Annotated in this window: 21 protein-coding genes; all 21 read left to right on the forward strand. The window is 43.7% G+C overall.

Going from position 1 to position 18,371, the window contains the following annotated elements:
• The first annotated feature begins 267 nt into the window (after nucleotides 1-267).
• The 21 genes from IGJ12_RS00985 (at nucleotide 268) to IGJ12_RS01085 (ending at nucleotide 18,217) form a co-directional block, all read left to right on the forward strand.
• Entirely contained in the window at nucleotides 268-1,332 is a 1,065-nt protein-coding gene (locus IGJ12_RS00985) for a bifunctional transcriptional activator/DNA repair enzyme AdaA (RefSeq protein WP_430619261.1), read from the forward strand.
• Between the two features lie 298 nt (nucleotides 1,333-1,630).
• Complete coding sequence (locus IGJ12_RS00990; protein WP_016611544.1) at nucleotides 1,631-2,059, forward strand: MarR family winged helix-turn-helix transcriptional regulator; 429 nt, start codon at nucleotides 1,631-1,633, stop codon at nucleotides 2,057-2,059.
• 10 nt (nucleotides 2,060-2,069) lie between these two features.
• A complete protein-coding gene (locus IGJ12_RS00995; RefSeq protein WP_061053593.1) occupies nucleotides 2,070-3,032 on the forward strand; it encodes a ring-cleaving dioxygenase in 963 nt (320 codons plus the stop codon).
• Nucleotides 3,033-3,045: 13 nt separating this feature from the next.
• Complete coding sequence (locus tag IGJ12_RS01000; protein ID WP_086332883.1) at nucleotides 3,046-3,939, forward strand: VOC family protein; 894 nt, start codon at nucleotides 3,046-3,048, stop codon at nucleotides 3,937-3,939.
• 17 nt (nucleotides 3,940-3,956) lie between these two features.
• On the forward strand, nucleotides 3,957-4,565 hold the full coding sequence (locus IGJ12_RS01005) for a flavin reductase family protein (RefSeq protein ID WP_086332884.1): 609 nt from the start codon (nucleotides 3,957-3,959) through the stop codon (nucleotides 4,563-4,565).
• Between the two features lie 13 nt (nucleotides 4,566-4,578).
• Nucleotides 4,579-5,175 carry an alpha/beta hydrolase gene (locus IGJ12_RS01010; protein WP_430619262.1) on the forward strand — a complete coding sequence of 199 codons (597 nt, stop codon included), beginning with the start codon at nucleotides 4,579-4,581 and terminating at the stop codon, nucleotides 5,173-5,175.
• Between the two features lie 421 nt (nucleotides 5,176-5,596).
• Nucleotides 5,597-6,541, forward strand: a complete 945-nt coding sequence (locus tag IGJ12_RS01015) for a sugar phosphate isomerase/epimerase family protein (RefSeq protein ID WP_077453036.1) — start codon at nucleotides 5,597-5,599, stop codon at nucleotides 6,539-6,541.
• Nucleotides 6,542-6,555: 14 nt separating this feature from the next.
• Nucleotides 6,556-7,929: a PTS transporter subunit EIIC gene (locus tag IGJ12_RS01020; protein ID WP_077453034.1), complete on the forward strand. Its 1,374-nt coding sequence runs from the start codon at nucleotides 6,556-6,558 to the stop codon at nucleotides 7,927-7,929.
• 14 nt (nucleotides 7,930-7,943) lie between these two features.
• Nucleotides 7,944-8,408 (forward strand): PTS sugar transporter subunit IIA, encoded by a 465-nt coding sequence (locus tag IGJ12_RS01025; RefSeq protein WP_077453032.1) that lies wholly within the window; start codon nucleotides 7,944-7,946, stop codon nucleotides 8,406-8,408.
• Nucleotides 8,409-8,435: 27 nt separating this feature from the next.
• Nucleotides 8,436-9,098, forward strand: a complete 663-nt coding sequence (locus tag IGJ12_RS01030) for a ribulose-phosphate 3-epimerase (RefSeq protein WP_077453031.1) — start codon at nucleotides 8,436-8,438, stop codon at nucleotides 9,096-9,098.
• Nucleotides 9,095-9,535 (forward strand): ribose 5-phosphate isomerase B, encoded by a 441-nt coding sequence (gene rpiB, locus IGJ12_RS01035; RefSeq protein ID WP_016611535.1) that lies wholly within the window; start codon nucleotides 9,095-9,097, stop codon nucleotides 9,533-9,535. Before IGJ12_RS01030 ends, rpiB begins: the two co-directional genes overlap by 4 nt.
• A 159-nt stretch (nucleotides 9,536-9,694) precedes the next feature.
• Nucleotides 9,695-10,447, forward strand: coding sequence for a DeoR/GlpR family DNA-binding transcription regulator (locus tag IGJ12_RS01040; protein WP_005226765.1), 753 nt, complete (start codon nucleotides 9,695-9,697; stop codon nucleotides 10,445-10,447).
• 456 nt (nucleotides 10,448-10,903) lie between these two features.
• A complete protein-coding gene (locus tag IGJ12_RS01045; protein WP_086332885.1) occupies nucleotides 10,904-11,335 on the forward strand; it encodes a PTS sugar transporter subunit IIA in 432 nt (143 codons plus the stop codon).
• Nucleotides 11,336-11,337: 2 nt separating this feature from the next.
• A complete protein-coding gene (gene yajC / locus IGJ12_RS01050) occupies nucleotides 11,338-11,613 on the forward strand; it encodes a preprotein translocase subunit YajC (protein WP_008376459.1) in 276 nt (91 codons plus the stop codon).
• Nucleotides 11,614-11,632: 19 nt separating this feature from the next.
• On the forward strand, nucleotides 11,633-12,115 hold the full coding sequence (gene agaV / locus IGJ12_RS01055; protein ID WP_005232625.1) for a PTS N-acetylgalactosamine transporter subunit IIB: 483 nt from the start codon (nucleotides 11,633-11,635) through the stop codon (nucleotides 12,113-12,115).
• 26 nt (nucleotides 12,116-12,141) lie between these two features.
• Nucleotides 12,142-12,948 carry a PTS mannose/fructose/sorbose/N-acetylgalactosamine transporter subunit IIC gene (locus IGJ12_RS01060; protein WP_005232623.1) on the forward strand — a complete coding sequence of 269 codons (807 nt, stop codon included), beginning with the start codon at nucleotides 12,142-12,144 and terminating at the stop codon, nucleotides 12,946-12,948.
• Nucleotides 12,938-13,966: a PTS system mannose/fructose/sorbose family transporter subunit IID gene (locus tag IGJ12_RS01065; RefSeq protein WP_430619263.1), complete on the forward strand. Its 1,029-nt coding sequence runs from the start codon at nucleotides 12,938-12,940 to the stop codon at nucleotides 13,964-13,966. The genes IGJ12_RS01060 and IGJ12_RS01065 overlap by 11 nt, the downstream gene beginning before the upstream one ends.
• 214 nt (nucleotides 13,967-14,180) lie before the next feature.
• Nucleotides 14,181-14,915 carry a GntR family transcriptional regulator gene (locus IGJ12_RS01070; protein WP_016619581.1) on the forward strand — a complete coding sequence of 245 codons (735 nt, stop codon included), beginning with the start codon at nucleotides 14,181-14,183 and terminating at the stop codon, nucleotides 14,913-14,915.
• 178 nt (nucleotides 14,916-15,093) lie between these two features.
• A complete protein-coding gene (locus IGJ12_RS01075) occupies nucleotides 15,094-16,263 on the forward strand; it encodes an SIS domain-containing protein (RefSeq protein WP_086332886.1) in 1,170 nt (389 codons plus the stop codon).
• Nucleotides 16,264-16,448: 185 nt separating this feature from the next.
• Complete coding sequence (gene lacD / locus IGJ12_RS01080) at nucleotides 16,449-17,444, forward strand: tagatose-bisphosphate aldolase (RefSeq protein WP_313769657.1); 996 nt, start codon at nucleotides 16,449-16,451, stop codon at nucleotides 17,442-17,444.
• 278 nt (nucleotides 17,445-17,722) lie between these two features.
• The gene (locus IGJ12_RS01085) at nucleotides 17,723-18,217 is read left to right on the forward strand and encodes a GNAT family N-acetyltransferase (RefSeq protein ID WP_086332888.1); all 495 of its coding nucleotides are present in this window, start codon (nucleotides 17,723-17,725) and stop codon (nucleotides 18,215-18,217) included.
• Nucleotides 18,218-18,371: the final 154 nt, after the last annotated feature.

Here is an 18,371-nt window from a genome sequence, read left to right on the forward strand (position 1 = left end):
CCGAAAAATAGGCAAACGGGAAATCAAAAGGATCGGAGGATAACTGCCTTCGATCCTTTTTAAAAAATTGGTGTTAATTTTTATGGGATGCGTCAAGACCATTCTTTGTACACTAAGGTCATTCAGAGGAAAGGGTGATCGTATGTCATCAGAAGGATGTTGGCAAATTTTCGACCTGCCTTTGCAGGCTGCTGCATTGGTTGATCGTGTGTTTGGACAGGTACAAAGTATTTTTGTAAGTGTAGAAAAGAAGGAGGGATGCGCAAGATGATTGAAGATAGCCGACAACGGGACCACTATTACGACATGCTGATTGAAAAAAATTCCCAATATGAAGGGATTTTTTACGTTGGGGTAAAAACCACCGGCGTCTTTTGCCGTCCTACCTGTCCAGCGAAAAAACCGCTCAAGAAAAACTGCGAGTTTTTTCAGACGGCACAAGAAGCGCTGCTGGCGGCGTATCGTCCCTGCAAACGATGTCGCCCGCTCAGCTCACCTAGCCACTTATCCCCTGACGTGAAAAGCCTTGTGGAAGCGGTGGAGAGCAACCCGGAGAAAAAGTGGACCGACAAAGATTTTGAAGCGCTAGCGATCCATCCCAATACTGCGCGTCGACAATTTAAAAAATATTTTGGCATGACCTTTATCGAATATTCCCGTTCACACCGTTTAGGGTTAGCGTTTAAGCAGATTCGTGAAGGAGAACCGCTGATCCAAGCACAATTAGAAGCCGGCTTCGATTCTGGCAACGGCTTTCGAGATGCGTTTTCCCGGATTATGGGGGAATTGCCTTCCAACAGCCGCGAAAAAACGATTCTTTCTTCTGCTTGGCTTGAGACCAAGCTGGGATCGATGTTGGCGATCAGCGACCAGCAGCAGCTTTACTTGTTAGAATTCGTGGATCGCAGAGGGCTAGAAACGGAGATCGCTGTTTTGAGAAGCCGTTTGAATGCAGTGATTATTCCCCAGCAAACAGCAATCATCCAGCAGCTTAAGCAAGAACTGACGGAATATTTTGCAGGAAATCGAACTGTTTTCACGATTCCAATTGCATTGATCGGCTCCGATTTTCAGAAAGCCGTCTGGCAGCAGCTGTTGGCGATGAAGATCGGAGAAACATACTCTTACAAACAATTGGCACAGCGAATCGGCAATGAAAAAGCTACCCGAGCTGTTGCCAATGCCAACGGAAAAAATCAATTGGCGTTGATCGTTCCATGCCACCGCGTCATCAATAGCGATGGCAGCATCGGCGGCTATGGCGGCGGTGTCGAACGCAAAAAGTGGTTACTGGCTTTGGAAAAGCAGGTGCAGCCGACCACAATGATCTAAAAAGGACAAGTATGCGTCGGAATCAGCGCTTCATTCATCGGTACATGGAATGGATCGAATCCTCTTCAGTAAAATATATATTTAGCGGAACTCATGGAACCTTTCATGAGTTCCGTTTTTTTATTAGATTTGAAGGGGACGTAGAGAAAAGGTGGGACCTTCGTTAGTGTCTAACCGTTCTTAACCTCTATAAAAATAAGCATTGAATGATTTTCTTAAACAACCAAAGCATATCTTTTTACAACTTACAAAAAGTAAGTTATGATTATCTCGAATTCGAAATAAAGAGGTGAGGAAAATGGCGCATCAAGAAGAAGCGCTCAAAGCGTACATCGGTTTGCTGCGTACGGCGAGTCGTTTGGAACAAGTGGCAAAAAAAGATGTTCGTTGTTATGGCTTAAATATCACAGAGTTTTCTGTACTGGAATTGCTTTACCATAAAGGCACCCATACGACGCAAGCCATCAAGGAAAAAATTTTGATCGCCAGCAGCTCGACAACCTATGTAGTCGATCAATTAGTCAAAAAAGGCTGCGTGCGCCGGGAACCTAGCCAAGAAGATCAACGAGTAACTTACGTCAGTATTACGGAAGCAGGCAGGGCATTGATGGAGAAAATTTTTCCCAGTCATGCACAAAAGATTGCGGCGAGTTTTTCCGAACTCAGCAGTGAAGAATTGCAACAATTAAAAACAATTTTACGAAAAATAACTTACGATCAGAAATGAGGAAAAGAAAATGAGAAAACAAGATCAATTATTAGGGGTACACCATGTGACGGCCATGACAAGTGATGTGGAACGGAATTACCATTTCTTTACAGATGTGTTAGGGATGCGTTTAGTGAAAAAAACCGTCAATCAAGATGACATTTATACGTACCATACCTACTTTGCGGATGATTTAGGGTCACCGGGAACGACCATGACGTTCTTTGATTTTCCCAATACCGCTCGCGGCAGCAAAGGAACCAACTCGATCACCCGCACCAGTTTCCGAGTACCCAGTGATGCTGCCCTTGATTATTATGCCGCACGCTTTGATGAATTTGAGGTAAAACACGAAGCAATCACCACCGAATTTGGGAAAAAAGTGATGCGTTTTTGGGATTTTGATACGCAAGCTTATCAATTGATCTCTGACGAACACAATACTGGCGTGAAAGCTGGTACTCCTTGGAAAAAAGGACCGGTTCCTACTGAATTTGCGATTTATGGCTTAGGTCCTGTCGAAATGTCTGTTTCTTACTTGGCAGATTTCAAAGGGCTGCTGGAATCCGTTTTTGATTTCAAAACCATTGATCAAGTAGATAATCGCTATTTGCTAGAAGTTGGTGAAGGCGGCAATGGCGCTCAAGTCGTTTTAGTGGAAGATACCACGAGCCCGCAAGCGCAACAAGGCGATGGCGAAGTGCATCATGTCGCTTTTCGCTTAGCTCACCACGACTCATTAGCAGTTTGGCAAGAAATCTTTGATAACTTGGGATTGGCCAACTCCGGCTATGTGGATCGCTACTATTTTGAATCCTTGTATGTGCGCATCGGCCATATTCTTTTTGAACTAGCAACAGATGAACCAGGGTTCATGGGGGATGAGCCATACGAAACATTGGGTGAGTCCTTATCATTGGCACCATTTTTAGAAAATCGCCGTGAATACATCGAAGGAGTCATCAAACCCTTCAATACAAAACGCGCCTAAGGAGGCACACAGTATGCAACCCATTCAACAGATCCACCATATTTCAGCCATCGTAGGCGATCCGCAAACGAACGTTGCCTTTTACCGCGACGTGTTGGGGTTGCGCCTCGTCAAACAAACCGTCAATTTTGATGATCCCTACACGTATCATCTTTATTACAGCAATCAAGCATTAGAAAATGGGACCATCATCACCTTCTTCCCCTGGGCAAATGCCCATCCTGGGCGAGTAGGAAGCGGACAAGTCGGCACGATCGCGTTTCGTATTCCTAAAGGCAGCAGTGCCTATTGGCAAGAACATCTGGCGAAACATCAAGTAACTGTCCAAGAAAGTACATTGTTTGATCGGCCAACTTTAGAACTTCATGATCAGCATGACCTGTCTTTGGCGTTAGTCGAAGCCGAAGAATCGGCAGAAACACCAGCGATTTTAGGCTTTCATGGGGCCGTCTTGCTTTCGGCACAACCAAAAGCGACCATTCAAACGTTGGCAGATGATCTAGGTCTGGACATTTTTAATCAAACAAATAAAAGCACGCATCTCCATACCGCAGGTACCCTCGCTCATGAGATCGTCGTGCCCCATGAAGCAATGCCAGCAGGGCGCTGGGGTGTCGGCACCGTCCATCACATCGCGTGGTCCGTGCCAACGGAAGCAGTGCAAAAAGAGTGGCAAGAATACTTGTACGATCAAAGATACGGAGTCACTGAAATCAAAGACCGCAACTATTTCAAAGCCGTCTATTTCCAAGAAAGGGGCAATATCGTCTTTGAGATCGCAACAGAAACCCCAGGCTTTTTAGTTGATGAACCATTAGAAACGTTAGGACAGCAGTTGATGCTGCCAGCCCAATTTGAAAGCCGCCGTGTAGAGATCGAGGATCGCTTGCCAGACTTATCGGTTTAGAAAAAAGGAGACGCTGTATGCACTATTTAGATCCCAAGGATTTGACCCAACGAGAAAATTATAAACTACTGATTGGCTCCATCATTCCACGGCCAGTAGCTGTGGTCAGTACGCAATCAGCCGATGGTATCGTCAACATCGCCCCATTCAGTTTTTTTAACATCGTCAGCTCAGAACCTGTGATCCTCTCGTTGGCTATCCAGCGCAAAGAGGGGGAACTGAAAGACACCGCCCGCAATCTGTTGGCGACGAAAGAAGCCGTTGTGCATATTTTGGATCAAACAAATGTCCAAGAGGCCAATAAAACCGCGGCATTATTGCCCGCAGACCAAAGCGAGTTGACGGTTTCTGGATTTACCACAACGACATCGAAAATGATTGCCGTTCCTGGCTTGAAAGAAGCCAGTGTCCGCTTAGAAACGATTCTGCATCAGCACGTACCCATCAAAAAAGACCAGCAGACCACTGCCGATCTCTTATTGTTGGAAGTCGTCGGCTACCAGATTGCAGAGGATGTCTATCAAGACGGCAAGATCGATCCCCGTGCCTTACAAGCAGTCAGCCGGCTAGCGGGAAATTCTTACGCAACGATTGGGGAGATTTTCGATATCAAACGACCAAGTTAAAGGAGGAACTTCGATGAAAGCAATCTACCAACAAGGAGCAGCCGACGCACCAGTTTTGGTGCTGCTCCACGGCACTGGTGGCGACGAACAGTCGCTGCTAGAAGTAGGAAAAGCCCTTGATCCCCAAGCTTCACTATTAGGTATTCGCGGCAATGTCTTAGAAAACGGCATGCCCCGTTACTTCAAACGCCTAGCTGAAGGGGTGTACGATGAAGCCGACTTAGCACTTCGCGGCGACGAATTAGCCGATTTCATTCGGCAAGCCGCCAAAGAACACCACTTTTCGTTAGCGCAAGTGGTACTGGTGGGTTATTCCAATGGCGCCAACATTGCCATTCGCTTATTACTAAATGATAGCGACCACTTCAAAAAAGCGATCCTCTACCACGCCATGTATCCAGTCGAGAATGTACCGACGAATTCCTTGCCTGACACTCATGTGTTTCTGAGTTTTGGCAGAAACGACCCGATCGTTTCCCTAGCTGACAGTGCTTACGTCCAAGAGATCTTTACCTCGCGGGGCGCAGTCCTTTCAACCGTTTGGACCCCAAGTCATCAGTTAACGTATGAAGAAGTTGAACACTCGCGCACGTGGTTGACCAAACAATAAAGCAGTGCCCATTTCCTAATCAAACAGCGATCCTGCTGGTTGGTTAGGTTTTTTTGTTTCACGTGAAAACAATTCGAAAGAGTGAGAGGGGATACATTACTAGGGACGCCTAGTTCAATAACAGCCCACTAGGAATTTACCAAATGATCCTTTTTCTGAAACGAATAGAGTCAAATCAGCATAATCAGTGAATCAAGACAACTTTTTTAAAATTATCCATAAAAAATCAATTTATTTCAAATGGTTCCAAAATGGAGTTTTAACAAAATAAATGCTTATAAATCAATTTTTTGAAGTATTTCTTTTAATAGAGACAATGCTTCTTTATGAATTAATTTGAAATAATATGAAATAAAGTGGTTGTTAATGGAAAAATTTTGTGCTATTCTGAGTCTATAATAAATGGCTAAGGAGAATGAAGATGAAATTAGCAACGAGAATCAATTCATTTTTATCAATTTACGAAAATGATTTAGACAATGTATTTGGCGCATTCAAAGAATTGGGGCTTGATTACGTAGATTTAAATTATCCGGAGCACGTCGGTGGGACGACTGCCTCTGAAATGAAAGAGAGATTGGGACAAGCTGATTTGAAATTGAATGGTGTTGCATTGCGATTCAGAGAAGAGTTTATCAACGGTGAATTAGGCAATGCTGACCCACAGGTTGCGCAGCATGCCTTAACGTTATGCAAAGAAGCTGTTGATTATTGTCGTGCAGCAGGTGGAGAAGTCGTAACCATTTGGCTCGGGTTTGATGGCTTTGACTATAGTTTTCAAATCAATTACCAAAAGGTTTGGAATCAGATTCGGGCTGCCTTTATTGAAATTGCTGACTACGCACCAGATTTGAAAATCAGTATCGAGTATAAGCCATTTCAACCAAGAGCCTATGCGTTCATTGATAGTATGGGTGTCACTGGAATGATGCTTAATGAGATCAACCGTAAAAATGTAGGTGTGACCCTTGATTATTGCCACATGCTAATGAAACACGAAAACCCTGCTTTTGCTGCGGATCTGTTCGCTGGAAAAGGGTTATTATACGGGGTGCATCTGAATGATGGGTATGGGTTAAACGACGATGGATTGATGATCGGTTCAGCAACACCCTTCAAAACATTAGAATTCTTGTATTATGTCAAAAAGCATAACTATGACGGTGTGATTTATTTTGATACGTTCCCTGTAATTGAGCATGCCTCAAAAGAGTGCGAACAAAACATGAAAATGATCAAACAAATGGATCAAATGATCGATAACGTAGGCTTGGCTGCGATTCAAGCTGTGATCGATCAAAACGATGCAGTCGCAGCCAATCAGTTGCTGCTTGAATTTTTGTCACCAACAAATCAATCAAAATAAAAGGAGTGGGGAAGATGGATTACAAAGTGATGGCAAAAAATATTTTAGAAAAAATAGGCGGAGCGGAAAATGTTCGCAATATGACACATTGTGCCACCCGGTTGCGTCTAACGTTACATGACACCGCAAAAGCGGACGATCAAGCCGTCGAGAATATCGACGGAGTGATCAATGTCATTAATAAGGCGGGCCAGTACCAGCTTTTGATTGGGACAGAAGTTGGAAAGCTCTATGATGAGTTTGAGCCGTTAGTTAAAGGTGACGAAATTTCTGGTAGCCCTACCACAGAAGAACAAGCTTCTGGCAGTATTATCAGCAATGTTTTTTCTGCCGTATCTGCTATTTTTGCGCCACTACTCCCAGTTTTGGCGGGCTCAGGTATTTTAAGAGGACTACTGATTTTGTTTGTTCAGCTCGGGTTGATCAGTGAAGACAGCGGCACTTATTCGATTTTATTTGTTGCTTCTATGAGTGTATTTTATTTCTTACCCGTATTGTTAGCGTTTACTTCAGCGCGGCGGTTTGGTGCCAGTCCGTATATCTCGGCATTGATCGGGGCTGCGTTAATCAATCCTGATTTTATTGCATTGATGGGAGGAGCAGGCAACGGTGCAACGACGGAGTTCTTCGGGATTCCAGTCGTTTTGATGAACTACAATTCGACTGTCGTACCAATCATCCTTTCGATTTGGGCTTTTTCATATCTCTACAAATTCTTAGACAAACACATACCGGAGACTTTAAAATTGGTGGTCGTTCCTTTAGTCTCACTAGCGATTATGGTTCCATTGACAGTGATCGTTATTGGACCAATCGGGGTCTATAGTGGCGAAGCAGTCGCTAATGTGGTGAATTGGTTGATCGAGCGCAGTAGTGTGCTAACTGGAATCTTAGTTGGTGGTGGTTGGAGTGTTCTCGTAAGTTTGGGCATTCACTGGGCAGTCAATCCAATCATGATTAATAACGTTTCAACCTATGGCTTTGATTACATCGTTCCTTTTACTTTTGCATGTAACTTCGCTGTGATAGGTACAACGATTGGCGTTTACTTTAAAGCAAAAGATAAAAAACTACGAAGCTTTGCTTTAACTGGCTTGGTCACGATCGCATTATCAGCGATTATCGAAGCTACTTTGTTCGGCTTACTTGTAAAAAATAAAAAACTTTTCTTAGCGCAAATTATTGGTGGTGCTGTGGGTGGGGCCTATTTAGGATTGATGCAAGTTGTAACGAATGCCTTTGTCTTTGGTAGTGTCACCACTTTTCCCGCCTTTGTAGGCTCAACTTCCTCGAATTTCATACAAGCGATGATCGGCTTACTGATTTCAATGGTGGTTTCAGCAGTCTTAGCATTTGTATTTACCAATCGAGACGAGACGTTGGCGTAGAAAGCAGGGGAAATATGGGTCTATTTAAGAAGAAAAACGTTATATATGCACCAGCTAATGGCGTGGTGAAAAGTATTGACCAAGTGAAGGACGAGATGTTTTCAACCAAACTATTAGGCGATGGGTTTGCTGTGGTACCAACAGATGATCTTGTTACAGCACCGATTGAAGGAACGGTGGTCTCTGTGTTTCCTACAAAACATGCGATTTCGTTAAAAACCAAAAATGGCTTAGAAGTTCTAGTCCATATTGGGATCGATACTGTGGAACTAAATGGCGCAGGATTCGATACCAAAGTTTCTGAAGGTGACAAAGTTACTGCCGAGAGTGTGCTGGCAAACGTTGATTTTCCGTTTCTGGCATCACAAGGCAAAGAAACGGATGTAATCGTTGTTTTCACTAATTCCGCACAGCGAACCTTGACGATTACAGAGAAGCAAGGGCGTTGTGGACAAACGATTGGCGTTATCAATGAGTGAGAACAGTTGCTGACAGGAGGTAGTGTTTTGAAGAAAAAAATTTTGTGTCCATCTATGATGTGTGCTGATTTTTCAATGCTAAAGGACGAGGTTGCCGCTTTAAAAGCGGCGAAAATCGATATTTTTCATCTTGATGTTATGGACGGACGATTTGTTCCAAATTTTGGTATGGGACTTCAAGATATCGAAGCTATTTGCAAATGGTCAGAAACCTTAGTTGATGTCCACTTGATGATTGAAGATCCGGGAGCGTATGTAGAGAAATTTGCGGATATAGGTGTAGATATCATTTATTTTCATCCGGAAGCAGATCGCCATCCTACAAGAACTATCAACAAAATCAAGCAAAAGGGAAAACAAGCCGGAATCGCTATCAATCCTGGAACAAGTGTAGCAATGATTGAAGAACTGCTGCCATTGATCGATTACGTGATGGTAATGACTGTTGATCCCGGTTTTTCAGGTCAAGCGTATTTGACACATGTAGAAGGAAAAATAAAGCAGCTTGCTGCAGTTAAGGAACGTTATTTCTACCAATTAATGGCAGATGGAGCGATTTCGCCTGCCGTAATGACTCGCTTAAGCGCCTTAGGTGTTGATGGGTTTGTTTTAGGGACCTCCGCTCTTTTTGGAAAAGAAGAATCGTATCAAGAACTGATCTCAATATATAAAGAGGAGGATCAAGCATGAAACTAGCAATCGGTTGTGATCATGTTGGGTTTGAATTAAAAACTGATATCATCACCTATTTGGAGTCGTTAGGGCACACGGTACAGGATTTTGGGACAGAAAGTGATAAACGCGTTGACTATCCCAATTATGCGGCGACTGTTGCAGAAGCGGTGGTAACCCAAAAGTGTGATTTGGGAATCTTGATTTGTGGCACAGGCGTGGGTATCTCAATTGCTGCCAACAAAATCAAGGGCATCCGAGCCGTAGTGTGCAGCGAACCCTATAGTGCTAAGCTCTCAAAAGAGCATAACAATACCAACGTATTGGCGTTTGGTTCGCGCGTCGTGGGCGTCGAACTAGCGAAAATGATTACTAAGGAATGGCTGGCTGCTGAGTTTGAAGGTGGTCGTCACCAAAAACGGGTAGCAATGATTGGTCAGTTAGAAGTAGAATGATCAAAGGTTAGAGGATTCGCTAATGCGAATCCTCGTCTTTTTTTGTTAACGAGAAATTTATCCCATAATCTAGATCAAATTGACGAACAATGAAAGTCCTTGCTCATACCGAGAGAAAAAGTATGGTATAATTTGAAAAAAAGTGAAGTTGACCAATTAATGGAGGTTGCTATGATTCCATATGAAAGACAAGAAAAAATTTTAGAAGCTTTGGCTCAAGATGAACTGTTAAAAATAGAGCAATTGCAAAGCATTTTGCCTACTGTTTCTATCTCAACATTGAGGCGGGATTTAAAAGAATTAGAAAAATCAGGAAGAGTTGAATTGTTGGCTGGTGGCGCAGTGAAGATTTGTTCAACGGCTTCCGAAATGCCGATTGCAGCTAAAGCTGCTTTGTATTCCCAAGAGAAAGAAGCGATCGCTACTTTGGCTGCTGAGTTGGTTCACGATGGTGATGTGATCTACCTAGATTCTGGTTCGACTTGTACAGCGTTACTGCATAAAATCATTAATAAAAAAATCACGATTATTACTACCAATACGAGTGTCTTTACAATTCAACAAGAAACTCCTGCCGAGATTTTACTTCTTGGTGGCCGATACAATCCCGTTATTTCATCCTTGAATGGTCCATTGACGGATGCAAATTTACAAACGTTTAACTTTCAAACGGCTTTTTTAGGTGCTAATGGTATTGATGCTGAAAAAGGTGTAAGCACGCCCAACTTGGTAGAGGCGAACAAAAAGCGTGAAATTCTAAATAATGCCAAAACCGCCTATTTATTGTGTGACAGTTCGAAATATGGACAAGTCGCCGCGGTAAAAGCTTTTAGTACAGAAGACGTTGTCATTATTTCTGATGCTTATAACGATAAGATTGGAGAACTGACGCAAATCATCTATCCGAACTAAAAACAGGATGGCATCTGAGTGGTATTGGCAATGTTGGAGATACAATTTAATAAAACGCATAATGGAAAATGAGTTTGGTGATGATCAAAACCAGTTAGGGATTATACCTAGCTGGTTTTTTAGTAAGGAAGCAAATTTGTTGATAGTTCCTTTATTTAACAACGTTGATTGTTGTATCGGTGAATAGTGAGTGACTTGTGGTTCTTTAGATACCCAGACTCAAAAACCAGTGAACGTACTTGTTAAAAATAACATTAAGGTCGTTCCCTTGATGGATTTCAATACCTTTATCAATTGGGTTATTAATTGATAATCATTGTTTTGGCGCCATTTTTTGTATTTAAAGATAACAAAGACATTTTTATATAAAAACAAAAAAATTGTTGACAGACAAAATGAAAGCGTTTATATTGGATATGTGGTTACTACCAGTTGAGAGTAAGGGGAGGACATAAGATGCTTGGTTTGGTTTTAACAGGTCATGGAGGATTTGCGCAAGGGATGGAAAATGCGCTTGCGATGATTGCAGGGCCGCAAGAACAGTTTCTAGCAGTGTCGTTTTTAGAGGAAAATCCGTTAGCTGACTTTGAAAAAGAGTTGCAAGGAGCAATCGATCAATTAAAGGAAACCTGTGATGGGGTCGTGATTTGTGCAGACCTTGTAGGCGGGACCCCTTTTAATGTTGCGATGACCGCTGCCAATGAGGTCCCGCAAGTCGAGGTCATCGGCGGCATCAATCTACTGCTGCTAGTGGAAGGTTCGTTGACTAGATATACGGCAACTGATCCAGAGCGTTTTTGTCAAGAACTGGCAGAGATTGGCAAGAGCGGTATTTTTCACGGAAAGATCAAAGGTCATGAGGAAACCAATGAGGAAGAAGGGATTTAACGATGTGGGAAATGATCTTAGCAGCCTCAATCGTGGTGCTTGTTTTTCTCTTTCTCTTTTTGGCGGTCTCATCTTTCTTGAATGGGAAACATCTGAAAAAGCAAAAAGGCTATTTCGCTGAATTGCAGCAGTCCTTGAAAAAGGGGCAGAAAATCAAATTATACGGCGGCATTATTGGGGAGATTCAAGCACTTGGGAAAGAGACGGTCGATCTAAGGGTGAAATCGGGAACGGTGATCGAAGTAGAACGCAGTGCGGTTGCAGAAATCATGCAGTAAATAGAAGGAGGACATATTTATGGGAGAACCAAATATTTTGTTGACGCGAATCGACAATCGGTTGATTCATGGGCAAGTTGCCACCCAATGGAACGGTACGTTGGGGGCAAATCTAATTTTAGTGGCAAATGATAAGGTCGCCAAAGACAAAGTCAGACAAGGGTTGATGGATATGGCGGCGCCAGCTGGCGTCCAAACGAGGTATTTCTCGATTCAAAAAACCATCGAGATCATTCATAAAGCATCGCCAAAACAAAAGATTTTTATGGTGGTTGAAAATCCTCAAGATGCGTTGAAATTAGCTGAAGGTGGGGTGCCAATCAAGAAACTCAACATTGGGAATATGCATATGTCAGAAGGGAAAAGACAGGTTGCTACGACAGTTGCCGTCGATGAAGCAGATGTCGATGCCTTTAAAAAACTGAAGGAAATGGGGGTGCAATTAGTGATTCAGCGGGTTCCAACGACACCTGTTGAAGATGAAAAGAAATTATTTCAGTGATGCAGAGATAAGGAAGGAGAAAGAAAATGGATTACACGATTTTTCAAATAATTTTAGTCTTCATAGTTACATTCATTGCCGCAATCGATCAATTTAGTTTTTTAGAATCATTGTACCAGCCCATTGTTACCGGGATGGTTATCGGACTTATTCTTGGAGATCTTCAAACCGGCTTGATCGTTGGCGGAACCTATCAGTTAATGACGATCGGCAATATGCCGGTGGGCGGCGCGCAACCGCCAAATGCGGTGATTGGCGGAATTATGGCAGCAATCTTAGCGATCACGCTGCAGCTGGAACCGACAGTGGCCGTCGCTACGGCGATTCCGTTTTCTTTGCTGGGGCAATATGGGGTGACGATTATCTTCTCACTAATGTCGCCAGTGATGTCAAAAGCTGACAGCTACGCCCATGATGCCAATACGAAGGGCATTGACCGGATCAATTATTTAGCGATGGTGGGTCTTGGAACGATCTTCGGCTTGATTGTGGTCTTATTCTTTATCGGCGGTGCTGCCTTCGGGAATCAGGCGGTCGCAGCGATCCCTCAATGGTTGATGGGTGGGCTCGGCGCAGCTGGGGGCATGATGCGGTATGTCGGTTTTGCGATTTTACTAAAAGTGATGGTTTCCAAAGAAATGTGGGGCTTCTTCTTTATGGGGTTTGGTTTAGCCACGATCGTAATGGCGGCACCTTCCTTGCAAGGACCAGCCTTGATCATTCTAGCCTTTATCGGTTTTGCATTAGCCTTTTGGGATTATCAAATCCAGTCCAAATTTAAAGTAGCAACAGCCAATACCTATGATTTCGGAGGCGATGAAGATGGCATATAATATTCCCGATTCTTATAGCGAACAAGCGCCCGCAGAACAACTGGATAAAAAGACCTTGAACAATATGGTCTGGCGTTCCTTATTTCTACAAGCCTCTTTCAACTATGAGCGAATGCAAGCAGGAGGCTGGTTATTCAGTATTTTACCGGGATTGAAAAAGATCCACAAAAATGAAAAGGACTTGGCTGCTTCAATGAGCCATAACCTAGAGTTTTTCAATACTCATCCATTCCTCGTGAACTTTGTGATGGGGATCATTCTATCGATGGAACAAAACAAAGCCGATATTCCCATGATTCGGGCAGTGCGAGTCGCCGCGATGGGACCGCTAGGCGGGATCGGTGACGCGTTATTCTGGTTCACTCTGGTACCGATAACAGCTGGTATCACAGCCAATATGGCGATCAACGGCAACATCGCTGCACCGTTTATTTTCTTACTGGTATTCAATGCGGCCCAATTTGGTTTACGGTTCTTCTTGATGCATTGGTCCTATCGTTTAGGGACAGATGCGATTGGGATCTTAACGGAAAAGGCCAAAGAGTTCACCCGAGCAGCGAGTATTTTAGGGATTTTTGTTGTCGGTTCCTTGACCTGCGTGTATGGGGCGACGTCTTTGGATATTCAGATCCCTAACGGTACTACCAATGAAGTGACACAAGCGACGACGATCGTGGATGATCAAGCAGCCATTGCCGCTTACGAAGACATGCTGTATACCACGGATGAGAATGGACAATTGACCGACACACTGCAAGAAAATGCGGCGGTCAACGAATTGGCTAACGGCAAATATGAATTGACGTTTAACAAAGTCAACGAAGTGCCTGTGACGATCGATATTCAAAAAATCCTCGATGGGATCTTGCCGCAAGTGATTCCATTGACCATCACACTGATGCTGTATTTCTTCTTATCAAAACGCGGCTGGACGCCGTTGAAATGTATCGCTTTGCTGCTAGTGATCGGCTTGATCGGTTCTGGCTTTGGTCTGTATCCATCCATTTGGCCGCAATAAGCAAGCTAGCAGAAGAAACGGCGCAAACCGTAGGAGGAGTTTTGCTAAGCAAGCAAAAGCTGACTTTTTAGCTTAGCTCGTGCTGGCAATTGGTTCATTTTCCTACGTGAAGAGATGCAAGCTCAGGAAACAGAGCCCCTGTAGACGATTGTTTGACACGCCTATCGGGAAATAGTACACTCGTTATGTGGTAGTAACCAGTTTGGAGGGGCTTATGAATATCAATAAAAATCGACAACCATTATACGATCAATTGTTAAATTTACTGATTGAAAAAATCGAAAATGAAATGGAAGCAGACACGATGCTTCCCTCAGAAAGAGAACTGTCAAAGCGCTACGGGTTAAGTCGGACCACCGTTCGCTTGGCACTACAGGAGTTAGAAAAATTAGGCTATATTTATCGCCAACATGGTAAAGGAACCTTTGTCTCGGATATCCGCAAGCAGGCAACCAATTTATCGGGTTCCTATAGTTTTACCGAACAGATGAAAGCACTGGGGAAACAACCGGAAACTAGAGTATTGGCATTCAAAAAAATGGAAGCGACAAAATATTTTGCCACTCAGTTGCAAGTTTCCATTGGCGAGCCGATCTACAAGTTAAAACGATTGCGTCTTGCTGATGGCCAACCGATGATGATCGAGCGTTCTTATCTGCCCGTCAAGCGCTTCATGAATTTAACGAGTGAGATGATCGAGCAAAAACCATTGTACGATATCTTCCATGAAGATTTTCATCAAGTGATCCGCCTAGCGGACGAAGAATTTTTTGCCAGCATTGCCAGTGCGAAAGATGCGGCATTGCTAAAAATCCACGAAGGTGCGCCGGTGTTGAACCTGGTACGCAGCACGTTCAATATTGAAAATGAAGTGATCGAATACACCTTGAGTGTTGCTCGAGCAGACCAATTTAGATACAAAGTCCGCCACTTGCGTAACGACGAGTAGCGCATTTCCTAGACAGTCTGAAATGATCCGCTCGAGCAAAGAAAAGGTGTGTATTCAAAACCAGTGAGGTCGAGGAAGTTTGCCCTTTGGGTGATCGCTAAGTATTCATCCAAGACAACGCTCCTCGTACCGTCACTGGGAATACATACTGGAAAACCAGCAGCTAGGAGGAAGAGAGATGTTTCAACTGTCAACAAAGGAATTAGCAGAATTAGGTGCGGAGATTACAACAAGGGAAATCAAACAACAGCCAGAACTGTGGCAAGAAACCTTGACGATCTATCAAGAAAAGCAAGAGGCGATCGCGGCTTTCTTACGTACTATCAAGCAAAAGACGGCCAAGCGAATCCGCGTGGTCTTCACGGGAGCGGGGACATCGCAATATGTTGGAGATACGATCGTTCCTTACTTGAATAAGAACGGCGCAACGGTGGATTATCTTTTTGAAAGTATTGCTACGACGGATATTGTCGCTGCTCCAGAACAAGTTTTATTTGCGGATGAGCCAACACTGCTCGTTTCTTTTGCTAGAAGTGGCAATTCACCAGAAAGTTTAGCAGCGGTCAAAATCGTCGATCAATTCGTTGCCGACAGCTATCATTTGACGATCACTTGTGCAGCCGACGGATCTTTGGCACAACAAGCTGCCGCTGATGAAGCGAGTTATCTGTTATTGATGCCTGAGAGGTCAAATGATGCTGGATTTGCGATGACGGGAAGCTTTTCTTGCATGGCTCTTTCGGCACTGCTGATTTTTGACCAGACGCCTCTGGCAGAAAAGGGGCATTATGTTGAAACCCTTAGCCGGTTGGGGCAAGAAGTGATCGACAGAGAAACAGAACTCCAAGTACTGACGGACCGTTCCTTTAAGCGAATCGTTTACCTTGGTTCAGGCACGTTGTCGGGGTTGACCAGGGAAGCACAGCTAAAAGTATTGGAACTGACTGCGGGAAAAATCGCCACCGTGTTCGATTCTTCGATGGGCTTCCGTCATGGACCGAAATCATTCGTAGATGATCAAACCCTCGTCTTTGTTTTTGTCAGCAATACGCCCTACACGCGGCAGTATGATCTTGATATGTTGGAAGAGTTAAAGAGTGACGGCATCGCCGCCGCAGTGACCGCCATCGGACAGCCGGCAGCTGTGAATTTTTCAGGAACAAACTTTTTCTTTCCAGATGACACATTATTGCCAGACGGTTATCTTGCCTTAGTAGACATTGTTTTTGCGCAAACGATCGCACTGTTGGCATCGATCAAAGTCGGTAATACACCGGATACCCCTTCGCCAACGCGTACCGTCAATCGGGTGGTCAAAGGCGTGACGATTCATCCGTATAACAACTAACGATGACTGAGAAAGACCACCACGAGCACGTATCTTTTCGTGTACGAAGTCGATACGTGCGGTGGTCAATCAGTCGAACGGCTTCATCAATAGACATTTTTATACGGGCTGACAACCGTTTCGCCAACACTGAAAAAAGTGAAAGCGGTTGATTCTTTGGCATGGACAAAAAAGGAGGAATTTTAATGAAAGCAACCGTAACGAAAGCCAAAAAAGCAGCGATGGATCGCCTGTCAACGAAAGAAGGAGTGATCGCAGCTTTAGCAATCGACCAACGAGGTGCCTTGAAAAAAATGATGGCAGCACTTGGCGTGGAGGCTGATGCAGAAAAAATCAGCCAGTTTAAAAAGCTAGTCTCACAAGAATTGACCCCTTACGCGTCTTCCATTTTACTAGATCCAGAATATGGGTTGGCAGCTGCGCAAAGTCGTGATCCAGAGGCGGGGCTTTTGCTGGCGTATGAAAAAACCGGCTATGATGCGACTACGCCGGGACGTTTGCCTGATTTATTAGGGGAATGGTCAGTTGAGCGATTAAAAGCAGCAGGCGCCGATGCCATCAAATTTTTGCTTTATTATGATGTAGATGAAGATGCCCAGATCAATCAGTTGAAACACGTCTTTGTGGAACGACTCGGCAGCGAATGCCAAGCGGCTGATCTGCCCTTCTTTTTAGAAGTCCTTTCCTATGATGCTAAGCTGCCTGAAGTCGACTCAAAAGCATATGCGCAACGCAAACCAGAAAAAGTCATTGGATTGATGAAGGAATTTTCAAAACCGCAGTACAAAGTCGATGTGTTAAAAGTGGAAGTACCAGTCAACATGAATTATGTGGCAGGTTTTGCCAAGGGAGAAGCCGTGCATACCAAGGAAGAAGCTGCCGCGTATTTCAAAGCGCAAAGCGACGCGACACATCTGCCGTTTATTTTTCTCAGTGCAGGCGTATCAGCCAGCTTATTCCAAGAAACACTGGTTTTTGCCAAAGAAGCTGGCTCCACCTTCAATGGCGTCTTGTGCGGCCGGGCAACGTGGAAAGATGGTGTTGAGCCCTTTGTAAAACAAGGAACAGAAGCAGCCAAAGAATGGCTAGCAAGTACTGGAAAACAGCACATCGAAGACTTGAATGAAGTGATCCAAAAGACCGCCACTTCTTGGTGGGACAAAGTCGCAGTCAAGGAATAGTTTTTTCACTGTTTGACAAGAGAAATGGCCAATAATCAGACATCTTAAGGGCTTTTGAGAAGAAGTGGCAGGCTTCTGACTTAAGGCTTTAGGGTGTCTTTTTTATACGTTGACAAGTTCGGTTATCATCGTAGGAATGAAACGTAAATAGGAAGAGGTTTCGAGAGTAATTTACGAGGGGACTTGAATAGGATAAACTAGCAGTAAGAGCCATCAAATCCACCTGCTTCACTTTTGGTCGAAATAAGGTTCAATAAACCTACAATAAAGGAGCATTCATGAACGAGTATACGTTTCATTCCGTCACGTCAGAAAACCAACAAGCTGCCTATAGTATTTATCAGAAAAACCAGGCCTATTTTGCTTTAACGAAAGAGACACCTTCCATCGAACAACTCATGCGGGACATGACTGTTCTACCGCCATCTGTGGCTCAAGAGCAAAAGGTATTTTCTATTATTTATTATGATCAAAAACCTATTGCTATCATGGATTATCTTGTTGATTATCCGCAAGAGGGCACTGCGTATATTGGCTTGCTGCTGGTTGGCGAAAGACGTAAGAGGCACGGGCAAGCTATTTATCAGCAAGTAGAACAAGACTGGCGCATAAAGGGGATTTCTCTCGTATCTCTCGCTGTTATTGAAGAAAATACAGCCGGTAGATCTTTCTGGGAGAGTCAAGGATTTAAAGAAACACGAAAAGCCGTGACAACAGTCAATGATCAGAAGGTAAGTGTGGTCTGCTTTGAGAAAAAGATCAGAAATTCTTAAACAACAGGTGAAGTAAGAATGAAATAACAAATCATTCGGTTATGAAAATTTAAAAAACCTCCTTATTAAATTAGATTTTCTGGAAAACAATCCTAAATAAATGAGTAAACATTACGAAAAAGTAGCTATAAAAAATCGTTGGTTTTTATAACTA

It is taken from the genome of Enterococcus sp. DIV0802b, from assembly GCF_050543535.1.
Taxonomy (GTDB): Bacteria; Bacillota; Bacilli; order Lactobacillales; family Enterococcaceae; genus Enterococcus_D; species Enterococcus_D entomosocium.